The sequence below is a fragment of the Streptomyces sp. NBC_00104 genome, assembly GCF_045160825.1.
Classification (GTDB): domain Bacteria; phylum Actinomycetota; class Actinomycetes; order Streptomycetales; family Streptomycetaceae; genus Streptomyces.
Map to the genome: position 1 here is coordinate 4,670,153 of NZ_CP108215.1, position 20,086 is coordinate 4,690,238.

20 protein-coding genes and 1 pseudogene are annotated in these 20,086 nt (G+C 67.0%); 8 read left to right on the forward strand and 13 right to left on the reverse strand.

Features of this window, described 5'->3' with window-relative positions; all coding sequences use genetic code 11:
- Nucleotides 1–306 precede the first annotated feature (306 nt).
- Both OG272_RS20340 and OG272_RS20345 read left to right on the forward strand, forming a co-directional pair.
- Nucleotides 307–1,179, forward strand: a complete 873-nt coding sequence (locus tag OG272_RS20340; protein WP_405894320.1) for a helix-turn-helix domain-containing protein — start codon at nt 307–309, stop codon at nt 1,177–1,179.
- A complete protein-coding gene (locus OG272_RS20345) occupies nt 1,176–1,418 on the forward strand; it encodes a DUF397 domain-containing protein (protein WP_328223265.1) in 243 nt (80 codons plus the stop codon). Before OG272_RS20340 ends, OG272_RS20345 begins: the two co-directional genes overlap by 4 nt.
- A gap of 98 nt (nt 1,419–1,516) precedes the next feature.
- Here the strand turns inward: OG272_RS20345 and OG272_RS20350 are convergent, their stop codons facing one another.
- The 10 genes from OG272_RS20350 to galT form a co-directional block, all read right to left on the reverse strand.
- On the reverse strand, nt 1,517–1,744 hold the full coding sequence (locus OG272_RS20350) for a hypothetical protein (RefSeq protein ID WP_328223266.1): 228 nt from the start codon (nt 1,742–1,744) through the stop codon (nt 1,517–1,519).
- 122 nt (nt 1,745–1,866) lie between these two features.
- On the reverse strand, nt 1,867–2,520 hold the full coding sequence (locus tag OG272_RS20355) for a hypothetical protein (protein WP_405894323.1): 654 nt from the start codon (nt 2,518–2,520) through the stop codon (nt 1,867–1,869).
- The gene (locus OG272_RS20360) at nt 2,520–4,805 is read right to left on the reverse strand and encodes a hypothetical protein (RefSeq protein WP_328223268.1); all 2,286 of its coding nucleotides are present in this window, start codon (nt 4,803–4,805) and stop codon (nt 2,520–2,522) included. The genes OG272_RS20355 and OG272_RS20360 overlap by 1 nt, the downstream gene beginning before the upstream one ends.
- 9 nt (nt 4,806–4,814) lie before the next feature.
- Nucleotides 4,815–5,285: a hypothetical protein gene (locus OG272_RS20365; protein ID WP_328223269.1), complete on the reverse strand. Its 471-nt coding sequence runs from the start codon at nt 5,283–5,285 to the stop codon at nt 4,815–4,817.
- A 174-nt stretch (nt 5,286–5,459) separates the two neighbouring features.
- Nucleotides 5,460–6,824, reverse strand: a complete 1,365-nt coding sequence (mycP, locus tag OG272_RS20370) for a type VII secretion-associated serine protease mycosin (RefSeq protein WP_405894325.1) — start codon at nt 6,822–6,824, stop codon at nt 5,460–5,462.
- 31 nt (nt 6,825–6,855) lie between these two features.
- Nucleotides 6,856–8,379, reverse strand: a complete 1,524-nt coding sequence (locus OG272_RS20375; protein ID WP_405894326.1) for a translation initiation factor IF-2 — start codon at nt 8,377–8,379, stop codon at nt 6,856–6,858.
- Complete coding sequence (locus OG272_RS20380; RefSeq protein ID WP_405894327.1) at nt 8,379–8,930, reverse strand: hypothetical protein; 552 nt, start codon at nt 8,928–8,930, stop codon at nt 8,379–8,381. Before OG272_RS20380 ends, OG272_RS20375 begins: the two co-directional genes overlap by 1 nt.
- A gap of 230 nt (nt 8,931–9,160) precedes the next feature.
- A complete protein-coding gene (gene galK, locus OG272_RS20385) occupies nt 9,161–10,321 on the reverse strand; it encodes a galactokinase (RefSeq protein ID WP_327729341.1) in 1,161 nt (386 codons plus the stop codon).
- A gap of 150 nt (nt 10,322–10,471) precedes the next feature.
- On the reverse strand, nt 10,472–11,434 hold the full coding sequence (galE, locus tag OG272_RS20390) for a UDP-glucose 4-epimerase GalE (protein WP_328223273.1): 963 nt from the start codon (nt 11,432–11,434) through the stop codon (nt 10,472–10,474).
- Complete coding sequence (gene galT / locus OG272_RS20395; protein WP_327729340.1) at nt 11,431–12,492, reverse strand: galactose-1-phosphate uridylyltransferase; 1,062 nt, start codon at nt 12,490–12,492, stop codon at nt 11,431–11,433. The genes galE and galT overlap by 4 nt, the downstream gene beginning before the upstream one ends.
- 401 nt (nt 12,493–12,893) lie before the next feature.
- On the opposite strand from galT, the gene OG272_RS20400 reads away from it, so the two are divergent.
- Nucleotides 12,894–13,436 (forward strand): MOSC domain-containing protein, encoded by a 543-nt coding sequence (locus OG272_RS20400; protein WP_327729339.1) that lies wholly within the window; start codon nt 12,894–12,896, stop codon nt 13,434–13,436.
- Between the two features lie 93 nt (nt 13,437–13,529).
- Here OG272_RS20400 and OG272_RS20405 read toward each other — a convergent pair.
- Nucleotides 13,530–14,408 (reverse strand): annotated as a pseudogene (locus OG272_RS20405) (hypothetical protein).
- 36 nt (nt 14,409–14,444) lie between these two features.
- On the reverse strand, nt 14,445–14,870 hold the full coding sequence (locus OG272_RS20410; protein ID WP_327729337.1) for an ATP-binding protein: 426 nt from the start codon (nt 14,868–14,870) through the stop codon (nt 14,445–14,447).
- Nucleotides 14,871–15,077: 207 nt separating this feature from the next.
- Here OG272_RS20410 and OG272_RS20415 point away from each other — a divergent pair, with 207 nt between their 5' ends.
- The 5 genes from OG272_RS20415 (at nt 15,078) to OG272_RS20435 (ending at nt 19,052) form a co-directional block, all read left to right on the forward strand.
- Nucleotides 15,078–15,929, forward strand: a complete 852-nt coding sequence (locus OG272_RS20415; RefSeq protein ID WP_326582222.1) for a helix-turn-helix transcriptional regulator — start codon at nt 15,078–15,080, stop codon at nt 15,927–15,929.
- A 5-nt stretch (nt 15,930–15,934) separates the two neighbouring features.
- Nucleotides 15,935–16,141, forward strand: coding sequence for a DUF397 domain-containing protein (locus OG272_RS20420; protein ID WP_326582221.1), 207 nt, complete (start codon nt 15,935–15,937; stop codon nt 16,139–16,141).
- 39 nt (nt 16,142–16,180) lie between these two features.
- Nucleotides 16,181–16,456: a DUF397 domain-containing protein gene (locus tag OG272_RS20425; protein WP_326582220.1), complete on the forward strand. Its 276-nt coding sequence runs from the start codon at nt 16,181–16,183 to the stop codon at nt 16,454–16,456.
- Between the two features lie 71 nt (nt 16,457–16,527).
- On the forward strand, nt 16,528–17,733 hold the full coding sequence (locus OG272_RS20430) for a serine hydrolase domain-containing protein (RefSeq protein ID WP_405894329.1): 1,206 nt from the start codon (nt 16,528–16,530) through the stop codon (nt 17,731–17,733).
- Between the two features lie 353 nt (nt 17,734–18,086).
- Nucleotides 18,087–19,052, forward strand: coding sequence for an SGNH/GDSL hydrolase family protein (locus OG272_RS20435; protein ID WP_327729335.1), 966 nt, complete (start codon nt 18,087–18,089; stop codon nt 19,050–19,052).
- Between the two features lie 105 nt (nt 19,053–19,157).
- Here the strand turns inward: OG272_RS20435 and OG272_RS20440 are convergent, their stop codons facing one another.
- Nucleotides 19,158–19,862: a LuxR C-terminal-related transcriptional regulator gene (locus OG272_RS20440; protein ID WP_326582217.1), complete on the reverse strand. Its 705-nt coding sequence runs from the start codon at nt 19,860–19,862 to the stop codon at nt 19,158–19,160.
- Nucleotides 19,863–20,086: the final 224 nt, after the last annotated feature.

Sequence of the window (20,086 nt, forward strand, 5' to 3'; positions counted from 1 at the left end):
GCGCAGGTCGCACCGCTGACGGCCGACCTGCACGGTGACGACCCGAGGAGACCGTGAATCTCCGTAGCCAACCGATCGTCCGCTCCATGAATCCGCTCATGTTTCCAGCCCTTCAGAGTCGACCCCGAACTGACGGGAAGCCTTCCATGGGAATCCCATGATGGGATTCAACGTGAAGGGAATTCACTGATGTGGGTGACTGTCTTCGCATTGATGTCCGACCCAGCCAAGCCGCTCATAGAGTCGGCACCAGGCGGCAGGACGCGACCGGGATGAGGCCGCTGAGCGCGAGAAGGGACATGGCACATGACCGCCACACAGACGGGTCCGGCCGGACGCATGCAGATCGCGCGCGGGCTGGTCTCACTGCGGGAGCGCTGCGGACTGACACAGACTCAGGTGGCCGAGCGAGCCGGCGTCAGCACAACCACCGTCAGCCGCTACGAAGCATGGCAGGACCGCGCCCGCATTCGATGGGCCACGGTCAAAGCTCTGGCTGATGCGTGCGCAGCCACCGCGCAGGAGCGGGAAGCTCTCGTGAACCTCGCCAAGTCGCAGGCCGCCGGGTGGTGGGTGGGCAACAGCGCGGTACCGGAGTGGATGGACCCCCTCGTCTCCTTCGAGCATGCGGCGGCGTACGAACACGTCTTCGCGAACACCGTGATTCCCGGTCTGCTCCAGACCAAGGAGTACGCCCTCGCCATCCACCAGGCACGTGAAGTCCGCAGCTCGAACAAAGAGATCGAGCGCATGGTCGAAGCACGCGTCCAGCGCCAGTACATCCTGCGGCGTGACCCGGCTCTGCACCTGTGGGTGGTCCTGGACGAGGCAGTCCTGCGCAGAACGGTTGGAGACAGCGAGGTCATGACCCAGCAACTCAAGCATCTTCACGAAGCGGCCCAGAGCCCCGACATCGACATTCAGATCCTGCCGTTCAGCGCGGGGGCCCACGCCGCCGGGGCCGGACACTTCGTGATTCTGGGACGGGACGACGAGCGCGAACCCCTCAACTCCATGGCAGTCGTCTACATCGAGATGCGCCGACGTGGGCTGTACCTGGACGACTCAGAGGACGTGGGTGCCTACAAGTTGACGTTCGACTACCTTCGTTCGCAAGCCGCCGACCCTGCGGCTTCGCTGCGTCTTATCGCCAGAGCACGACAGGAGTTGTCCCCATGACCGACATAGCCACTTCCCCTACCGAACCCGTGACCGTGACATGGTTCAAGAGCAGTTACAGCGGCGGCGAGGGCAACGAGTGCGTGGAGATCGCCAGCCTTCGAGCCAGGGTCGGCGTACGGGACTCGAAGGTCCCCCGCGGAGCCATCCTCACGGTGTCGGCAGATACGTTCGCCGCGTTCCTGAAAGGCCTCACAGACACCCGTCGCCATGACGACGCACCCACCAGACACGCATAAGCTTTACGAAGCGGCTTCCCCAATCGCCCGCCAAACTGTCAGGGATCTCCGGGCGATTGACACACCCCAACTCCAGGGCTGACGCAAAGTCGAATTTCTCAGCAAAGTCGCAGGTCGGTGGGTACGCCGAAGAGGTCCAGGGGTGCCTTGTGGGGTGACCGGGCGATCCGGCGCTTGGCGTCCGCGATGGAACTGCCCATGGCGCGGAGGTAGTTCATGGCCACCGATCGCAACGTCGAGGCATTCTGCGGTTCGTGGCCGCTGCGGATGCGCGAGACATCCTCGCCGAAGGTGACATCCCACACGTAGTGGATCTTGTTTTCCACACCCCAATGGCCATGAGCCGCCTTTACAGCGTATCGCGGACTGCACGAACGCTTACCAACACCGCTCCCACCACCCGCCACGTCGTATACCCACCGAAGCATGGACTGATACGCAGAAATCCTTAAATAGCGCCCGGAACTTCTGGACTGTTCTTACACTTGAGACCGTCCACCAGCTCGCGCGTGAAGTGTGCCGTCATTTTACGCAGGACCTCCACATCAAAATCTGGGACGTTTCGCACTTGGGTCTCGATTTCTAGAGGAAGTTGAGACTCTTGGTCTTCGTGAGTCCCCTCCACCTTGCAGGAAATCACTGCAACTAGGTGCAATCCGCCTTCTTCGCGCTTGACGAAGATACTCTTGCCAACAGGCTGCCAACCGCCTCCTGCTTCACCCGCCTTGATCCTCTGCTGTGAATAGGCGGACCAACTCACATAGGATAGAAATTCATCACTTCTTCCCTCAACACCCAAATCGCACGGATGTTCCGAGATGGCGTAATGCAACTCACTCCCAGGCTCCCAACGTCGCGCCATGCCAGAGAGGGACAACATTATTTCATCTACGGGAGTAAGTGAATTTTCAACACGCAGAACCCCGCTTCCCATCTCGCCCTGAAGGGCATCGACACTGCTGGAGCCGAACAGCTCATTACACACACTCCAACCCTTTGGCGAGTTACTTCTATTACTACTCTCGTCGGAACAGGACGAAAGCGTTGAAGACATAAAAACGACGACACCCAGGACTGGAAATACCTTGCCCAAGAACCGCATCAGGACACCTTCTCATTGTCCGAGATCGCATCCTTGCCATCTCTGTATGATCCCTCGATTCCAGGGAGGAGTGCATTCTTTTCTTCTGCGCTCATACCAACAGCATCAGCGTAGTTTGAGAAGGGAACCCACGCTCCCCGTTCACCGACTTTCTCAAGCGTTTGCACCTGCCGCAAGGCTTCCGGATCATTCTTGTATTCATTATCCTCCAAATATTGCAACGTGTGTGTGCCATAGGCCGTGTTAACCGCCTCACCCCCCGATTCCACGACGATCGGTACGACAGTGGCGGCGACAACCCCGGCGGCGGGTCCCAGAAACAATGCAGTCCCACCGGCCACGAGCAGCGAGACGCCACCCGTCATTGCCGACTTCCTCCATTCTCCGGCCTGCTCCATCTTCAAATTCTCCGCACCTTCAATATCCTTGAACTCCTCGCGAATCTGATGCGATCGCGATTCATCGAGGATTCCATGCATTTTGGCCGCATTGTGCGCGAAAGAGACTCCGCTTTCCCGATCGTCCTGGAGAGCCACAAATCCACTCGCTTCATAAATCTGCTGAGCGACGGTCAGAGTCTTGTACCCCTCCTCGTCCCCCGCCACCAGCATCATGAAGTTCCGTGCCTCCACTTCACCGAATGGCGTGCGAGTGGAACCGTCGCTGCTGTGCAGGAAAATCTGATCGCGCTGCAACTCATCGCCCGAGCCACCGAAGTCCTTGATGGAGTAGTTGAGGTCGTCGATATACGCCGCCCCCATCCTGGCCAGGCTGTCCATCATCACCTCGGGGGGAGCGTCCTCGGAGGCGATGTTGTAGCGCCCCATGACCTTCTCCATGACCTTGGCGGTCTCTTCGTCGCGGTGCAGTTCAGGGGGGTTCGCGCCATACGGGTGGCCTGTTGTCGCCGACTCGAGGGCGTGGCCGAGGGCGTCCGGGCCGAAACTGCGGGCCTTCTCGGCCTCGTCGCTGCCGGGGTGGGAAAGGGTGTCGGCCGGCCACTCGAAGTCTTTGTCCGTCAGTTCGTCGAAGTATTTGTAGTCGAGGGTCGCGTTCTTCTTGACCGTCCCGTCGTCGTTGTAGACCGTGGGTACCTCGTCGTTGAAGAACTTGGTAGAAGCTTGGGGGCTGTGGCCCAGGGCTTCGAGCACGCCGGTCAGCGGGTCGTAGCCGGCTCCCGACCGGCCCGACGGGTTGAAACCCAAGTCGAGGTCTCCCGTGTGCGGCTTGTTCGAGACGAACCGGTAGGGGTCCTTGTGGTGCAACTGCACGATGTGCTCTGCGATGGGGTTGAGGAATCTGTGGTCGTAGTTGCCAGATCGAAGGAGCCCACTCAGGATCTGGTAGCCGTAGGGAGACTGGGGAGCGCCTGGCTGTAGTTGGATCGGCTGTGTCCCCAGGCGGCGGAACTCCGTGGCCCAACTCGATGGCAGGTGCGGCTTGTTGTCGGGGTCCGTCGCCGAGGCCAGTGCCATGCCCATGTTGTGCTGGAACTGTTTGGTGAGATCGAGTCGGGTCTTGTGATCACCTGCCGTGCCGTCCAGCGCCATGCGGCCGTAGAAGTCCAGAGCTTCCTTCGGGCCGCCGAGGGACTTGTAGAAGGGTGTTGAGAAGTCGGGGTCCTTCGCGTTGTGCTTCATGATGGAGTTCAGTTCGGTGAACTGTTTATCCGTCATTTCCGGGCCGAGCTTGGCGAGTTCCGCCGCACGTTCCGCCTGTGCTTCGTCCAGGGAGTCGTACGAGCTGTGCCCGGCGTTGTGTCGGTCGTTGCCGTGGCTCTTGCGCAGGGCCCGGGCAACCGAAGCGTCGATCTCCGACGCTCGGGCGAGAAGCCGGTTGATCCGGTCCTCCAACTCCTGCTTGGCGTCGAGCTGTTCCTGCGTGCGCTCGTCGGTGTCGCCCCGGATATGCACGAAGAAGCAACGGACCTGACCGTCGCCGATGTCGTCGACGCGGATACCGAGGTTCGAGGCATCCACCTGGACCGCCGTCTTGATCTTCTTCTGGAGTGAGTCCAGCTCCGTGTGGGCGTCGTCAAGGACGTGGTAGATGCTGTTCGCCTCGGTACGGAGGTCAGCGATCTCCTTCGCCGTCTTGGTGACGAACCCGCGTGTCACCGTGGCGTTCTGTCCGGCCCAGCGAGCCGCGTCCGACTTCGCCTGCATGCCCTTGCGGGCATTCTCCGAGAGTGTCTTCAGGCCGTCGACGGTTTTCTTCCAGTCGGAGACAGCCGTGCCGAGCTTTCCCAGATCGACTTCGAGGAGGTCCGTGTAGGTAAGGGACATCGGGCGCTCCTACTTGAAGTACTCGTTGAGTTGGGACACCGGAACGGTCAATCCGTCATAGGACTGGAGAACGGAGGAGATCTTCTCGTCGTCGTTGGCGTGCAACTTCTTGCTGTAGTCGAGATGGTTGGAGATGTGCGCGCAGGCCTGAAGGACCGACTTCACCTGAGACGTCCAGATCTCGACCGTCGTCTCCAAGGCGCCGCCCATCTCGAAATTGTGGGACTTCAGCGTGGCGGCCGACTGAGCGGTGGATCCGACACCGGTCTTTTCAGAACCGGCGCCCGCGATGTCCGCCTCTTTGTGAAGCTGGTCGTAGAGGATGAACGCCTCATGCCCTACGGCCCCCAAGTCGTCCTGGTGCACCACCAGATCGCCGCCGCTGGCGCTCCCCTGGTCGGCGAGCTGGTTGAGCTGCATGTGCGTTCCAGGTGTCCCAGCCACATTGGCCTTCGACTGCTCCCACTCATCCCAGGCCATGCGCCCGCTTCCCCCCGAAGTCCCGTATGCACCAGGCTCGCGCTCACAACTGCTCGCGGCGCTTCTTACCGCCGCTTCAACTTACCAAGGCAGCCCTTGACGTGAATCGCCTACACGGCGTCTCACATGAAGGTTTCACACACGTCCGGGCCGGCAGGGACCTGATGTCTGGCCTCAGGTGGAGCCCGTCCCCCGGTCGGTGGGAGCGTGGTGGCCCGGGGCGTTGGGAGGTGAGTACGGAGAAGGCGGATAGTGCGGTGCGGGGTACTGGAGTTGGCCCGGGGGGTACGTGGTTACCGGGCTCGGCACGGCTTTCGGGGCACGGTGTTTGCGGACGACTACGAAGGCTGTGATCGTCCCGCCGAGAAGTGCTGCGGCGATGCCGCCCAGGACGATCCACACCATGGAGTTGTCCTGGGACGTGGAGGCTGTCGTCTCGGTCTCGGTGTTCTTCTCCTGGGCCCGGGAATCGGCGCCATCGGTTGCCGACGGCTCGGGAGACGGCGACGCGGAGGCTGCCGCCGCGAGGTCCGGGAGCGGGTATTCGTCGGCGGGGCCCGGGTCGCCGGGGTTCTGCAGGGCGATGCGGGGGCGGACGATGCCGTAGCCGATGGAGTCGTTGCGCTTGGCGCCGTCGGTGGGGGCTCCGATGGTGTTGAGCATGACTCGGAGGACCTGGTTGTTGGTCCAGGTCGGGTGCTTGGACCAGATAAGGGCGGCGCTGGCGGAGGCGATGGCGGTGGCATCGCTGGTGCCGCTGGTCTTGCAGAGGCCCGTCTCGCTGCCACAGGCGTGGACCATGTCTTCGCCAGGGGCGGAGACATCCACCTCGGGGCCGTACTGGGACCAGGACGCCCGCCGGAGGTTCTTGCCCACCGCTGCTACAGCGATGACACCGGGCGTGGCAGCCAGGGGGTTGACATGGTGCTGCTTGTCGGCATCGTTGCCTGTGGCTGCGAAAACAAGTGAGCCCTTGTCGAGGGCGTACCTGACCGCCTCGGTCAACTCAGGGCTCTTGATGCCACCACCCATCGAGACGTTGATGACCTGGGCTCCGGAGTCGACCGCATAGCGGATGCTCTTGCTGAAATATGCAGACACTTCAAACGGACTGACGTCACCGTCATCAGGCATCCGGACAGGGAGGATGTCGGCATCAGGGGCGAGCCCGAGCGCACCGTTTCCGCTCTCAAGTGCACCCGTACCAGCGATGAGTCCGGCCATTCCGGTGCCGTGGCCGTCATAGTCCGTGTGCTCGTCGCCAGCACGGCTCGAGGGCGCAAAGTCCTTGCCATCGAGCACCCGCCCTTTCAAGTCAGGATTGTCCGGATCGACTCCGGTATCGACGACGGCGACCGTGATGCCTTTCCCCGTGCTGGTCTGCCACATCTCCTCGGCCTTCATGGCATCGAGGAACCACTGCTGCTGGCGGATGGACTCTGCGTAGGCCGGTGCCCCTGCGGTGCCCACCAGCAGCAGGCTGAGTATCGCGGACGCCGCAGCACGGTGGCTCCCGTGCCGAGTGCTGGTGATGCGCATCAGGTTCACTGTCTCCGTTCCGGGATACGCGTCAATCGACCGTCGGTGGTGCGGTCTGGCTGTTGCCCTGCCGTCGGCTCTCCTCATTGTCGGCCGAGCGGTGCAGCCGAACGTTCCTGTTGTCCGTGCTCGTTGAGGTGGTCGGCCCGGATACGCGAGGAGTGCCTGTTCCTCTGTTCGTGCCAGGGCGAACCACGCTGGGTGCACCGCCTACGATGCCGCCACGCGTCGTACCACCGCCGGAGGTCGTACCGGTTCCGGCCGTCCCACCCGAGCCACCAGAGCTGCGCACCGTACGGCCCGTCTGTTGCGGAGCGCCTCCGATGACGCCGCCGTTCGGCGAGGGGAGACGGCGACCGGACGTCGGTGCCTGCTGACCGGCCGGTCGCCCTGTGGAAGCCGCCGTACCGGTCGTGGGACCCATCGGGGGACGCCCCGTCGTGCCGGGTGGTGCCCCCACCACTGTTCCACGATGGGTCGTTCCCGCCTGCCCGCCCAACGGCGGGGTGACCGGACGACCGCCGATGATGCCGTTACTACCGCCCGGGACCCGCGCGGCATTCGGAGACGGGACAGCTGGACCGGCAGGGAACTGAGGCATACGGCCAGTCACGGCCGACCGCCCCTGCGCCGGCGGGCCACCGGCAGGCAGACCCTGCCTGCCCGTCACTGGGGGAACCCAATTCGAGTGCGGAGGACTTCCAGGCCCCTCCAACCGTCCAGCGCTGGGCGGACCGCTTGGCGGACCCGTCGCTGTCCGCTTGTCCTGCGGCAACGTCTCTACGGAATCGAGACCCATCCGGGTCGGAGGCTCATCCACCGACGGCGCGGAGCGCTCTGAAGACCGGGTGTCCAACGACCGCCTCACGTCAGAGGTGTCGGAACCGGTATCCCTGCTCGGCGCCGAATCCAGCGGAACAACGCCACGGGGCGAAGAGGCGCTCTGCTCGGAAGAGCCCGGACGTTCCAGGTCAACGCTCTGATAGCTCGAGTCGTGCGGAAGAACCGCCGTCGGCGGTGGCGCGAACCTGGGCCTCTCCAGCGCGTTCAGCTGCACCGCCGAGAACTCGTAGGCCTGCCCCAGCTTCACCATCTCCGCGGCGGCCTCCTGCCGCACCTTCTCCTTGCCGGCCGCCAGCGCCGCGAGTTCGGCTGCGGACTTGGCGGAGATGGTGTCCGCGTCGGGGTCGTTGTGCGCCATCGTCGCCGCGTCGAGGTTCGCCTGGGCGCCCTCCGCCGTGCGCGGGATCGCGGCCTGGGCCCGGGCGATGGCGTCGGAGGCCTGGGCCAGCCACTTCGCGGAGCTCTCGCTGAAGTCGCCCAAGCGCAAGGTGGAGTTGGCGAGGTCGGCCGTCCAGGCGCGGAAGGCGTCGGCGCCCTCGCCCTTCCACTCGACCCATTGGGGGCGGATCTTGAGCTCGTCGGCGATCTTGTGGATCTCCTCGGCCACGGTTGCCAGCCGGTCGGCAGCGGACTGGACTGTGCCGCTGTTGGCCTGGTCGAGCCACTGGAGCATGCGCTCGTGGCTCATGCCGTCGAAGATGCCGCCTGTCATCAGATCGTGCCTCCCGAGTCGCCGCCGTCCGCGGGTGCCTGTGCCTGATCCGGTGGTGTCGCGTCCCGGCTGGTACCGCCCCGCTGTGGCAGACCCGGGTCGTACGCCCCGCCGTAGTGCTCCGTCGTCTCCGCGCTGATCGCCGCCATGCGGTCGCGGATGTCGAGGTCGATGTTCTGGTAACCCTTGTGGGCGGCGAGGACGGCGATGCCCATGCCCTCCATCGAGTCGGAGAGGAGCTTCGAGAGGTTCTCCAGTTCGGTGATCACCGTCTCGTACGCGGTGAACAGGCCCGCAGCCTCCGCCCACTCGCCGTTGCCGCCGCCGAACTGGGTGCGTACGAGCTGTTCCTGGCCAACCTTGCCGGGGCCGGCGTCGGAGTCCTTGAGGTCGCTGATCAGCTGGTCGACGCGCTTCTGGAAGGCCGTGATCGACGACAGTTCGGTGACCAGATCGGTGGCCGCGTCCCGCGCGGAGTCGAATGCGGAGTCGAACAGGCTGGACGCCCACGAACCACCCGAGGATCCATCCGTCCCGTCGCCGTTCGACATCGTTGCCCTCCCATGAAAGCCGCTACCTCACCGACAACTCTAACTACCCGGTGTGACAGTGTCGTGGGCGAGTTCCGTGAACACATGAGTGCTCGTACTCAGATGTGGCGCTGGAGTGGGGAGAGTTGGCGGTGGTCATGGTTGTGGGGCGGGGCCCTCCGGCCCCGCCCCACACCTCACACCTCACACTTCACACCTCAAGTCATGACTCTCGCGTCATGATCTCCAGGTCAAGAAACCCGTCGTGCCCCCGCCGAAGGCACCGCCACGAAGACGCGGGGGGCCGTGAAGCCGGCCGCGGCGAAGGCCTCCTCGATCGCCTTGGTGATCGTGTCCGCGTCGGGAGCGTCGACGAGGACGATCGCGGAGCCGCCGAAGCCGCCGCCGGTCATGCGGGCGCCGAGCGCGCCGGCGGACAGGGCGGTGTCGACGACGAGGTCGAGTTCGGGGCAGGAGATGCGGAAGTCGTCGCGGAGGGAGGCGTGGCCCTCGACCAGGACGGGGCCGATCGCGCGTGTCTCGCCCGACTCCAGGAGGGAGACCACACGTTCGACGCGCTGGTCCTCGGTCACCACGTGGCGGACCAGGCGGCGGACCTCCTCCTCGTCGCCGAGGCGGTCGAGGGCGGCGTCCAGCTCGTCGTACGCGATGTCCCGCAGCGCGTCGACGCCGAGCAGGGCCGCGCCCTTCTCGCAGCCGGCGCGGCGCTTGCCGTACTCGCCCTCGCTGTGGGAGTGCTTGACCTGGGTGTCGACGACGAGGAGCTGCATGCCCTCGGCGGCCAGGTCGAAGGGGATCTGGCGCTGCGAGAGGTCCCGGGTGTCGAGGAACAGGGCGTGGCCGGTCTCGCAGCACGCGGAGGCCGTCTGGTCCATGATCCCGGTCGGGGCGCCGACGTAGACGTTCTCCGCGCGCTGGCACAGGCGGGCCAGCTGCCAGCCCTTGAGGCCGAGGGAGAAGAGGTCGTTGAGGGCCAGGGCCACCACGACCTCCAGCGCCGCCGAGGAGGAGAGGCCGGCGCCCGTCGGGACCGTCGACGTGAGGTGGATGTCGGCGCCGGTGACCGCCGTGTGGCCGGCCTCGCGCAGGGCCCAGACGACGCCGGACGGGTACGCCGTCCAGGCGCGGTCGGCCTCCGGCGTCAGCCCGTCGAGGGACAGCTCGACCACACCGCCGTCGATGTCGTCGGAGTGGAGGCGCAGCCGGCCGTCCGTGCGCCGGGACACCGCCGCGATCGTGGTGTGCGGGAGGGCGAAGGGCATGACGAAGCCGTCGTTGTAGTCGGTGTGCTCACCGATGAGGTTCACCCGGCCCGGCGCGGCCCACACTCCCTCCGGCTCCGCCCCGTACAGCTCCTCGAACCGCTCGGCGACGACGACAGCCTCGCTCATCCCCTGACCCTGACCTTTCCGTACTCAACCGACGAACTGGCTCAGCCGGCGAACTGGCTGAGCCGGCACACTTCTTGGCTCGAACAGGCGCGAACCCGCGCGACTTGGCGCGAACAGGCGCGAGCAGGCGCGAGCAGGCTCGCACCCGGGCTACTTCGCCCGCGCCTGCGCGAACTCCCACGCGTCCGCGACGATCTCCGCGAGGTCCGCCCGGGACGGGTTCCAGCCGAGGCGTTCGCGGGCGGTGGCGGCGGAGGCGACCAGGGTGGCCGGGTCGCCGGCGCGGCGCGGGGCGACGACCTCGGGGATCGGGTGGCCGGTGACCTGGCGGACGGTCTCGATCACTTCGCGCACCGAGAAGCCGTTGCCGTTGCCGAGGTTGCAGATGAGGTGCTCGCCAGACCGCGCGGCGGCCAGCGCCAGCAGGTGGGCGTCGGCGAGGTCGGCGACGTGGATGTAGTCGCGGATGCAGGTGCCGTCCGGGGTCGGGTAGTCGTCGCCGAAGACGGAGATCGCGTCCCGCCCGCCCTGTGCGACCTGGAGGACCAGCGGGATCAGGTGCGACTCGGGGTCGTGGCGCTCGCCGCAGGAGCCGTACGCGCCGGCCACGTTGAAGTAGCGCAGCGAGACGGCGCCCAGCCCGTGGGCGGCGGCCTCGCCTGTGATCATGTGGTCGACGGCGAGCTTGGAGGCGCCGTACGGGTTGGTCGGCTTCGTCGGCGCGGACTCGACGATCGGGGTCGTCTCCGGCTCGCCGTACGTGGCGGCGGTGGAGGAGAAGACCAGCTTGCGGACGCCCGCCTCGCGCATCGCGCCGAGGAGCGCCATGGTGCCGCCGACGTTGTTGTCCCAGTACTTCTCGGGCTTCACGACGGACTCGCCGACCTGCGAGAACGCGGCGAAGTGGAGGACGGCGTCGAAGGAGGCGTCCAGCCACTTCGCGGCGTCGCGGATGTCGCCCTCGATGAAGGACGCGCCCGCGGGCACGCCCTCGCGGAAGCCCGTGGAGAGGTTGTCGAGGACGACGACCTCGTGGCCCGCCTCCAGCAGATGCTGGGCGACCACGCTGCCGACATAGCCCGCGCCACCGGTGACCAGGTACTTACCGCTCATGAACTCGCTACCTCTCGCAGTCGCTCGGCCGCGCGCTCCGGCGGCACATCGTTGATGAACACGTTCATGCCGGATTCGGAACCCGCGAGGAACTTCAGCTTGCCGGAGGTGCGGCGGATGGTGAAAAGCTCGAGGTGGAGCGCGAAGTCGTCGCGGTTGACGCCGTCGAACTCCTCCAGTGTGCCGAACGGCGCCTGGTGCCAGGCGGCGATGTACGGCGTCGGAGGCTCACCCTCGCCGAAGATCCGGTCGAAGCGCCTCAAGAGTTCCAGATAAACCTTGGGGAATTCTGAGCGCGCGTCCTCGTCGAGGGCGAGGAGGTCCGGCACGCGGCGCGTGGGGTACAGGTGGACCTCGTACGGCCAGTGCGCCGCGTACGGCACGAAGGCGACCCAGTGCTCGGTCCGGAGCACGATCCGCTCGCCGGCGAGCTCCTTCTCCAGGACGGCGTCGAAGAGGTTCTCGCCGCCGGTGGCGTCCTTGTGGGCCGCGAGGGAGCGCAGCATCAGCGCGGTGCGGGGTGTGGTGAAGGGGTACGCGTAGATCTGCCCGTGCGGGTGCCCCAGGGTCACGCCTATCTCGGCGCCGCGGTTCTCGAAGCAGAACACCTGCTCGACGGAGGGGAGATGCGACAGCTCCGCGGTGCGGTCGGTCCACGCGTCCAGGACGAGGCGTGCCTGCTCGTCGGTCAGGTCGGCGAAGGACGCGTTGTGGTCCGAGGTGAAGCAGACGACCTCGCAGCGGCCGGAGTCGCCGGCGAGGGAGGGAAAGCGGTTCTCGAAGACGACGGCGTCGTACGACGAGTCCGGGATCTCACTGAGCCGGTCGCCCTCGGAGGGGCAGAGCGGACATTCGTTCGCCGGGGGGTGGTAGATGCGGCCCTGCCGGTGCGAGGCGATCGCGACGGAGTCACCGAGCAGCGGGTCCCGGCGCACCTCCGAAGTGGTGACGGTGCGCTCCAGGGGCCGCTTGTCCACCGCGTCGCGCACGGTGTCGTCGCGCAGGTCGTAGTAGATCAGCTCACGACCGTCGGCCAACCGGGTCGAGGTCTTCTTCACGCCGGACTCCCCATCCCACCCATCAAACAGAACCAAACACATCAAAGCACAAGTTCCGACGCTCGTCACCATCAGAAACAAACAAAGATCACCAGATCCCAACTGAAGCGAGCCGCCCCATGCCGCGCAGGGAGAATCTCGCCGACCTCACGGCCGAGCTACGGCTCATGGCTGCCGACAGCGCGCGGTACGGCGTCTGCGTTTGAGCCCCGGCATGGAGGAACCGCCCCCGGCGAGGGTGCCGACACGTGGTGCCGGCGTCGATCCTGCTCGGTGTTGAGCGGCCGACGGAGTAAAGGGAGCGGGGCCCCGAGCAGCGCCCTGGGTGCGCTCGGGCCCTCGCACACAGACCCGAGGCTAGGGTCGTGACTGTCGTTTTCACCGAGGAGGGGGAGCCAAGGATGAGCGGAACGGTCACGGCGGTCAGCAGCAACGGCGAGTACTCGTTCACCAAGCCGAACCGGGACAGCGTCACGCTGCTCGCCGGGCTCGGCGTAGAGGGTGACGTACATGCCGGAGTGACGGTCAAGCACCGCTCGCGGGTGGCGCAGGACCCCACCCGGCCGAACCTGCGCCAGGTTCACCTGATCCATGAGGAGCTCTTCGCCGAGGTCGGCGCGGAGGGATTCAAGGTGGGGCCCGGCGACCTCGGCGAGAACATCACCACCCGCGGCATCGATCTGCTCGGGCTGCCGGTCGGCACACTGCTGTATATCGGGGACGACGCGGTGCTGGAGGTGACCGGGCTGCGCAATCCCTGCCTGCAGATCGACAACTTCCAGGACGGGCTGCTGAAGCGGGTTGTCGGCCGCGACGAGGCCGGGAACCTCGTGCTCAAGGCCGGAATCATGAGCATCGTGAGGGAGGGCGGTGCGGTGCGTCCGGGCGACACGATCAAGGCGGAACTTCCCGCCGGGCCGCACCGCCCCTTGGAGCGGGTCTGACCGCACGCCGACCCCACACGAATGGCGAGCCGACCCGCAGCCGTCGAGCCTGTCCCGCTCACTCCGCGACGGATCATCCGGCCCACCGCTCGGTCAGCGGAACAGGTCCTCGGCGTCGGTCACGCAGAGGGCCCGTTCCGCCCAGACCATGAGCTGAGCTCGGTCGGGGCAGTCGGTGACTCGTTCGCGGACCTGGTCCGGCACCGGGATGCCACGCCATTCGAGGGTCTTGAAGATCATCTCGATCTGAGCCTCGATCCGGCCTTCCTCACGGCCTTCCTCACGTGTCTGCTCAGCGAGCGGGTGTCGCCAGAAGTACTGCGTATCCGTCATGAGGTCCCTCCAGATCTGCTGTGCCTCGGGGTCCTTCAGGCACGAGTCGACGAACTGCACGAAGACCGCGGCGCTCTCCGCGTCGATGGTCCGTAGGGCGGTTACCAGGGATTCCAGTATGGCGGCAGCCTTGGGCCCCTTGCCATGCGTCATCGCCGAGAGGACTGCGAGGGGTACGTCCCGCTCGGCCGCCCGCTCGTCCTCGATGACCGGTACGTTGTCCGGGCCCAGCACCAGTGGCCGTACCGTCAGCGAGGGGCGGCCGCGCACCCCGAGGTGAATGGGCTGCGCCGCCCAGCGAGCCGTGGCGCCGTGCTGGGTGATCACGATGAGCACCGGGTCGCAGTGGTACTTCGCGTACAAGTAGCTGAGGTAGTAGGGCCAGCTGCGGCGCTTGCCCTCGTCCTTCTTCCCCTGCGACTCGACGACCAGGAGATACGTCCCCTCGTCGGTCTCCGCCCGCAACAGCGTGTCCACGCGCCGCTCGACCGGTTCGATCTCCGTGAGGTCGACGTTCATGGCCGCGAACTCGCGCGGCTCGGGGAAGGGCACGTCCAGCACCTGTTACAGGGCGCGGGTGAGCAGCGCGGGATCCTTCTGGAAGATCCGGTGCAGCGCCTCATGCGGCGAGCTGACCATCGGCTCTCCCTCCTTTCTTTCGAAGTGATCAACGCGTCATGCCGCGACCGGGTCACAGAGCAGTTCGCACCACACGTATTTGCCCCGGTGCCCGAAGCGGGAGGACGGCTGCCAGCCCCATACGTCCGTGCAGGCCCGTACGAGGGCGAGGCCTCGGCCGGATTCCGTGTCGGGCGTGGCCGCCAACCGGGCCGGGGGTTCCGGGGGTCCGGGGTCCGCGTCCCAGGCTCCGATCCACAGGGTGGTGCCCGACCAGCGCACGCGCAGGGCCGCTGGGCCCTTGGTGTGTAGTACGGCGTTGGCGATCAGTTCCGTGGCGAGGAGTTCGGCGGGATCCAGGAGGGCGGTCAGGCCGTGCGCGGTGAGGATGAGGCGGAGGGTGCGGCGGGAGACGGTGACGGCTCGGGGGTCGTGGGGGATGTGGAGGACGTACTCCCAAGGTTCGGGGGCGTTTTCGGGCATGGGGCAGCTCCGTCGGAAGAAGGGTGGGGTGCGGGCGGTGGCATTGCCTCAGCCGTCATGGCAGGACGGAGTGGTGCGCTTCCGGGGTCCCGGCGTTCCGCAGAGTGTGCGGCGCGTCACTGAAAGTAGGGTATAAATTAATACCCTCGCAACAGCCTGCCGTAATCTGACACCCGAACGAGGAGTCGTGGAGAGGCAGTTACTCGGATGACCATGCGGAACCAGCCCACGGCACGACAGGTGCGCCTGGGGTCCGAGCTGCGCAAGCTGCGGGAGGCGGCGGGCAAGCCCGCCAAGGAAGTGGCCGGACTCCTGGGGGCGAGTTCAGCCCACATGAGCCAGATCGAGGCCGGCAGTTCGGCGATCGGCGAGGAGCGGCTGCGCAGACTGGCGGCCCACTGCGCCTGCTCGGACACGGAACTGATCGAGGCCCTCGTGGCGATCGCGGCCGACCGCACACGCGGCTGGTGGGAGGAGTACCGGGGAGTCCTTCCCCAGGTGAACCTGGACGTCGCCGAGGCGGAGCACCATGCGACATTCCTGCACGAGGTCGCCATCGCCTACGTGCCCGGACTGCTGCAGACTTCCGACTACGCGCGAGCGGTTTTCAGTTACACGCGTCCTGAACTGCCGGAGAGCGAGCTGTTTCCCCGGGTGGAACACCGGATGCGGCGACGCGCGGTCATCGAGGGTGAGCATCCGCTGCCGTACGAGACGATCGTCCACGAGTTCGCGCTGCGGGTCCGCGTGGCCGATCGGCAGACCTCAGTCGCCCAACTCCGCCGCATCCTGGACGAGATCGAACAAGGGCACGCGGCGGTGCGCGTCATCCCTCTTGATCAGGACGGCTTTGCCGGTGCCGCCGCCTCGATGATGCACCTGGGTGGTCCGGTGCCCCAACTGGACACGGTGCTCCGCGACACGCCCACCGGCACCCTGTTCATCGATGCGGAAGCACAGTTGAAACAGCTCCGAACACTCTTCCGTAAGGTGGAGAAGGCATCGCTGGATCCCGTCGCGTCACGGGACTTCATCCACCGCCTGATGAAGGAGCTGTGAGCTGCATGAATCACGCGCTGCGCTGGCAGAGGTCCACGTTTTCCGGGGGCGGTGAGGGAAACACCTGCGTCGAACTGGCCGCCATATCTCCCCACTTGCTCGGCCTCCGCGAATCCGATGTCCCTGGCGCCGTCCTCACCACCACGCCCGCCCCGGTCACCGAACTCCTCCGCGCCATAACCTCCGGCAGGTTCACCCCGCGCCGCCCGTGATCACCGAAGCTCTTCGGACGAAGAACCTCGAGGCAGCCCATGACGATCCCCTGCACCTGGCAGAAGTCGACGTTTTCCGACGGCGGCGAAGGAGGTACCTGTGTCGAATTAGCCGCCGCCCCCGACAACTGGCAGAAGTCATCGTTCTCCGGCTTCGGTGACGGCAACGACTGCGTCGAAATCGCCACCTCCCCCGCCACCCTCCACCTCCGCGAATCCGACACCCCCGCCACCCACCTCAGCACCACCCCCACCCCCCTCGCCGCCCTCCTCCACCACATAAAAGCCGGTGGCCCCGGGACTACGGCGGACTGAGGCAAGCCCCCGGCGACACGCGGGGGCTCACCGGCTGGCATGTCCGGAATGCCCACTCCTACGGTGATCCCATGCCCATCCGCCGAACAGCCACGGCCTCAGCCGTCGCCCTCGCTCTCGCCCTCCTCACCAGCCTCGCCCCGGCCCACGCGCAAGGCGCGGCGAACCCCCTGCAACGCGATGCCGACGCCCTGCGCGACACCGGCGTGACCGGGGTGTCCGTACGGCTGGAGACACCTCACGGCACCCGCACCGCCCGCAGCGGCGTGGGCGACCTCGCCACCGGCGCACCCGTGCCCCGCGACGAGTACATCCGTCTCGGCAGCACCACGAAGACGTACGTCGCGACGGTCGTCCTCCAACTCGTCGGCGAGGGGCGGCTGTCGCTGGAGGACAGCGTGGAGCGCTGGCTGCCGGGCGTGGTCCGGGGCAAGGGGAACGACGGCCGCCGGGTCACCGTCCGTCAGCTTCTCCAACACACCAGCGGCCTGCCGGACTACATCGCGGACGTCGTCCCCGACCTGAGCGAGGCCGGTTATCTCCAGCACCGCTCGACGACCTACACCTCGCGGCAGCGCGTCGCGTTCGCCATGACGCATCCGCCGGTGTTCGAACCGGGGGCCCGCTGGGAGTACTCCAACACCAACTACATCCTGGCCGGAATGGTGATCGAGGCGGTCACCGGCCGGACCTGGGACCGAGAGGTGCGGGACCGGATCCTGCGCCCGCTCGGGCTCACGCGCACCTTCAACCCGGGCGACGATCCGCGCATGCCGCGCCCCCACTCCCGTAACTACCAGCAGTTCGAGCGGTCCGCAGACGGATCGGAGGGCGGCCCCATGACGGACACCACCCTCGCCTACCTCCCCTTCGACGGTGACGCCGACGGCTCGCTGATCGGCACCGCCGCCGAGACCAACCGCTTCTTCTCCGCGCTCCTGAGCGGCGGGCTCCTCGCCCCCGCCCAGCTCGCCGAGATGCGGCGCACGGTCGCCGTGCCGGACAGCCCCGACGGGGTACCGGGGTCGCGCTACGGCCTGGGCCTGGAGTGGACGCCGTTGACCTGCGGCGGCGGCTACTGGGGACACAGCGGCAGCGGCTTCGGCTATCTGGCGTGGCCCGCGACGACGTCCGGCGGTCGCGTCGCGGTCACCGTCGCCGTACACAGCCGGCCCGCCGTCGAGGAGACCGCCGCACGCCAGATCCGAGGCATCACGGACCTGGTCGACCACGCCGTGTGCGCCCGGCCCGGGAAGGCCGGGGTTCCGCATCGATGAACGCGGTGCCGTGGAGGGGGAGGTCCACCTCGCCCTCCACGGTTGAGCACCGTCCGCGTCGGCCGGTGGTCGTGAACAGGACAGCCGACGCAGGCCGCTCGGCGGGCCGGGATCCGAGGGGTTGTCCGGGAAAGCCTTCGCGGCGATCACACGTCGCGCCGGATCCGTCGACAGAGGGGCCCACTTGGCCCACATGTCGACCTCGCCTGTTCAGAACACGTCACCCGTGACCGGGGTGATCCCGGAGACCTGACGGTAAGTCACTGTCCGTATTGGATCTAGTGCGCTGAGTAATCCTCCTCGTACGGTCATAGCGCCGCCAAAACCGTATCTCTGGAGGATTCGTGGCAAACATGCGCACTCGACTGGCCGTGCTGGGCTCCACCGTGGCTCTCGCCGCAGGCGCCCTCGTCCCCGTGCAACTCGCCGGCGCCACCCCGGCGGCCGCGGCGGCCTACGAGTGGGTCGCCCTGGGCGACTCCTACACCGCCGGGGTCATCCCGGCAGCGGGTGAGGTCTTCGAAATCCCCCGTGACGGCTGCGAGCGCACCGACCTGTCGTACCCCCAGGTCATCGACCGCGACCTCGGCTCACTGGTCGAACTCACCAATGTCAGCTGTGGTGCCGCCACCATCGAGGACATCACCTTCAACGCCCAGCAGCCGATCGGCCGCCACCTGCCGCCGTTCTCCGAGGACCCGGACTACCCGTTCCCCCCGGTGCCGCCCCAGTCCGAGGCGGTGAGCCCCGGCACCGACGTGATCACCGTCGGCGCGGGCGGCAACACCCTCGGGTTCGCCGAGATCCTCTTCACCTGCCTGCAACTGGGCGACGGCAGCGGCGGCGTGGGCACGCCGTGCCGGGACAGCCTGGCCGACAACATCCCCGAGCGGCTGACCAAGGTGAGCCAGGACTACGACGACATGCTCGCCACGCTCCACGAGCGCGCCCCGCACGCCAAGGTCGTGAACGTCGGCTACCCCACCGTCATCCCCGAGGACACGTCCAAGTGCCGGTACAACGACTTGGAGCAGTTCGCTTCCATCACCCCGGGGGACCTCGACTGGCTCCGCGACGACGTCCTGAACCCGCTCAACGCCACCATCGAGAAGGCCGCCGCTGAGCACGGGGACACCTTCGTCGGCCTCTCCGACTCCACCCGGAACCACAGCGTCTGTGACGCGGGCAGGTGGGTCGAGGGCCTCTTCACCAGCCTCGACCCGTTCCAGGTGGCCTTCGTCCACCCCAACGCCCAGGGCCACAAGAACGCCGCCGACCATGTCGCCGAGGCGGTTCTGAACGCCCTTGGCGTGAACTGACCCGCATCCGGCATCCCCGGGGAGCCGCATCGAGCCGTCGGCCCGGTGCGGCTCCCCCATGCCGTCGCGCGCCCGAACCCGGCCGGGCGCCGCGAGCCGACCGCCCTACACCTCCGCCCCCGGCGGACCCGGCGGCCCCTGCGGTACCGGCCCCGCCCGGTCCAGCAGCCCCGTGCGGGCCGCCAGTGCCGCCGCCTCCAGGCGGGAGCCGACCCCCAGCTTCATCAGGACCCGCTGGACGTGCGTGCGGGCGGTCGACGGGGCGATGCCCATGCCCGCCGCGATCAGTCTCGTGTCCTCGCCGTCCGCGACCCGGACCAGCACCTCGACCTCGCGAGGCGTCAGCATCTGGAGCAGCCGCTGGCCCTCGTCGTCCGGCTGGGCGGCGGGGTTCAGCAGCTCGGCGAAGGCGCTCTGCAACAGCTGTGGTGCCACGGCCGCCTCGCCCGCGCGGGCCTTCATGATGGCCCGCTCGACCCCCTCGATGCGCTCGTCGTGCCGGACGTAGCCCGAGGCGCCTGCGGCGAATGCCGCCGCGATGCCGCGCGGGCTGGGCACCGGGCCGAGGACCAGCACCGCCACCTGCGGGCGTTCCCGCTTGATCCTGACCACCGGGTCGAAGATGCCCGGCTCGGCGGGTGTCGCCGTACCGAGCAGGCACACCTCGGGTGCCCTTGTGATCACCAGCTCCGCCGCGCCGGCGGCGGGCGCCGCCGCCGCGAGCACCCGGTGCCCGCGCAGCTTCAACGCCGAGGCCAGCGCCTCGGCCAGCAGTCGGTGGTCGTCGACCACCATGAGCCGCACTCCCATCGAGCCACCCCACCCCCCAGTCCCCCCAGATGGTTGCCCACTATGGCTGCCCACTGGTCCTCACGGACAGAAGCCCCCCGACTTCCCCGTCGACTCCCCCGCTCTCATGCCCCCGGAAGCTACACGCTTGTTCGACGTTGCGCTCCCCCTACGGGAGAGAAGTGCCCCGGATTACCGAAATTCCCTCCTATTCGAGCGTGATGAGGGATACGTGCACGGCCCCG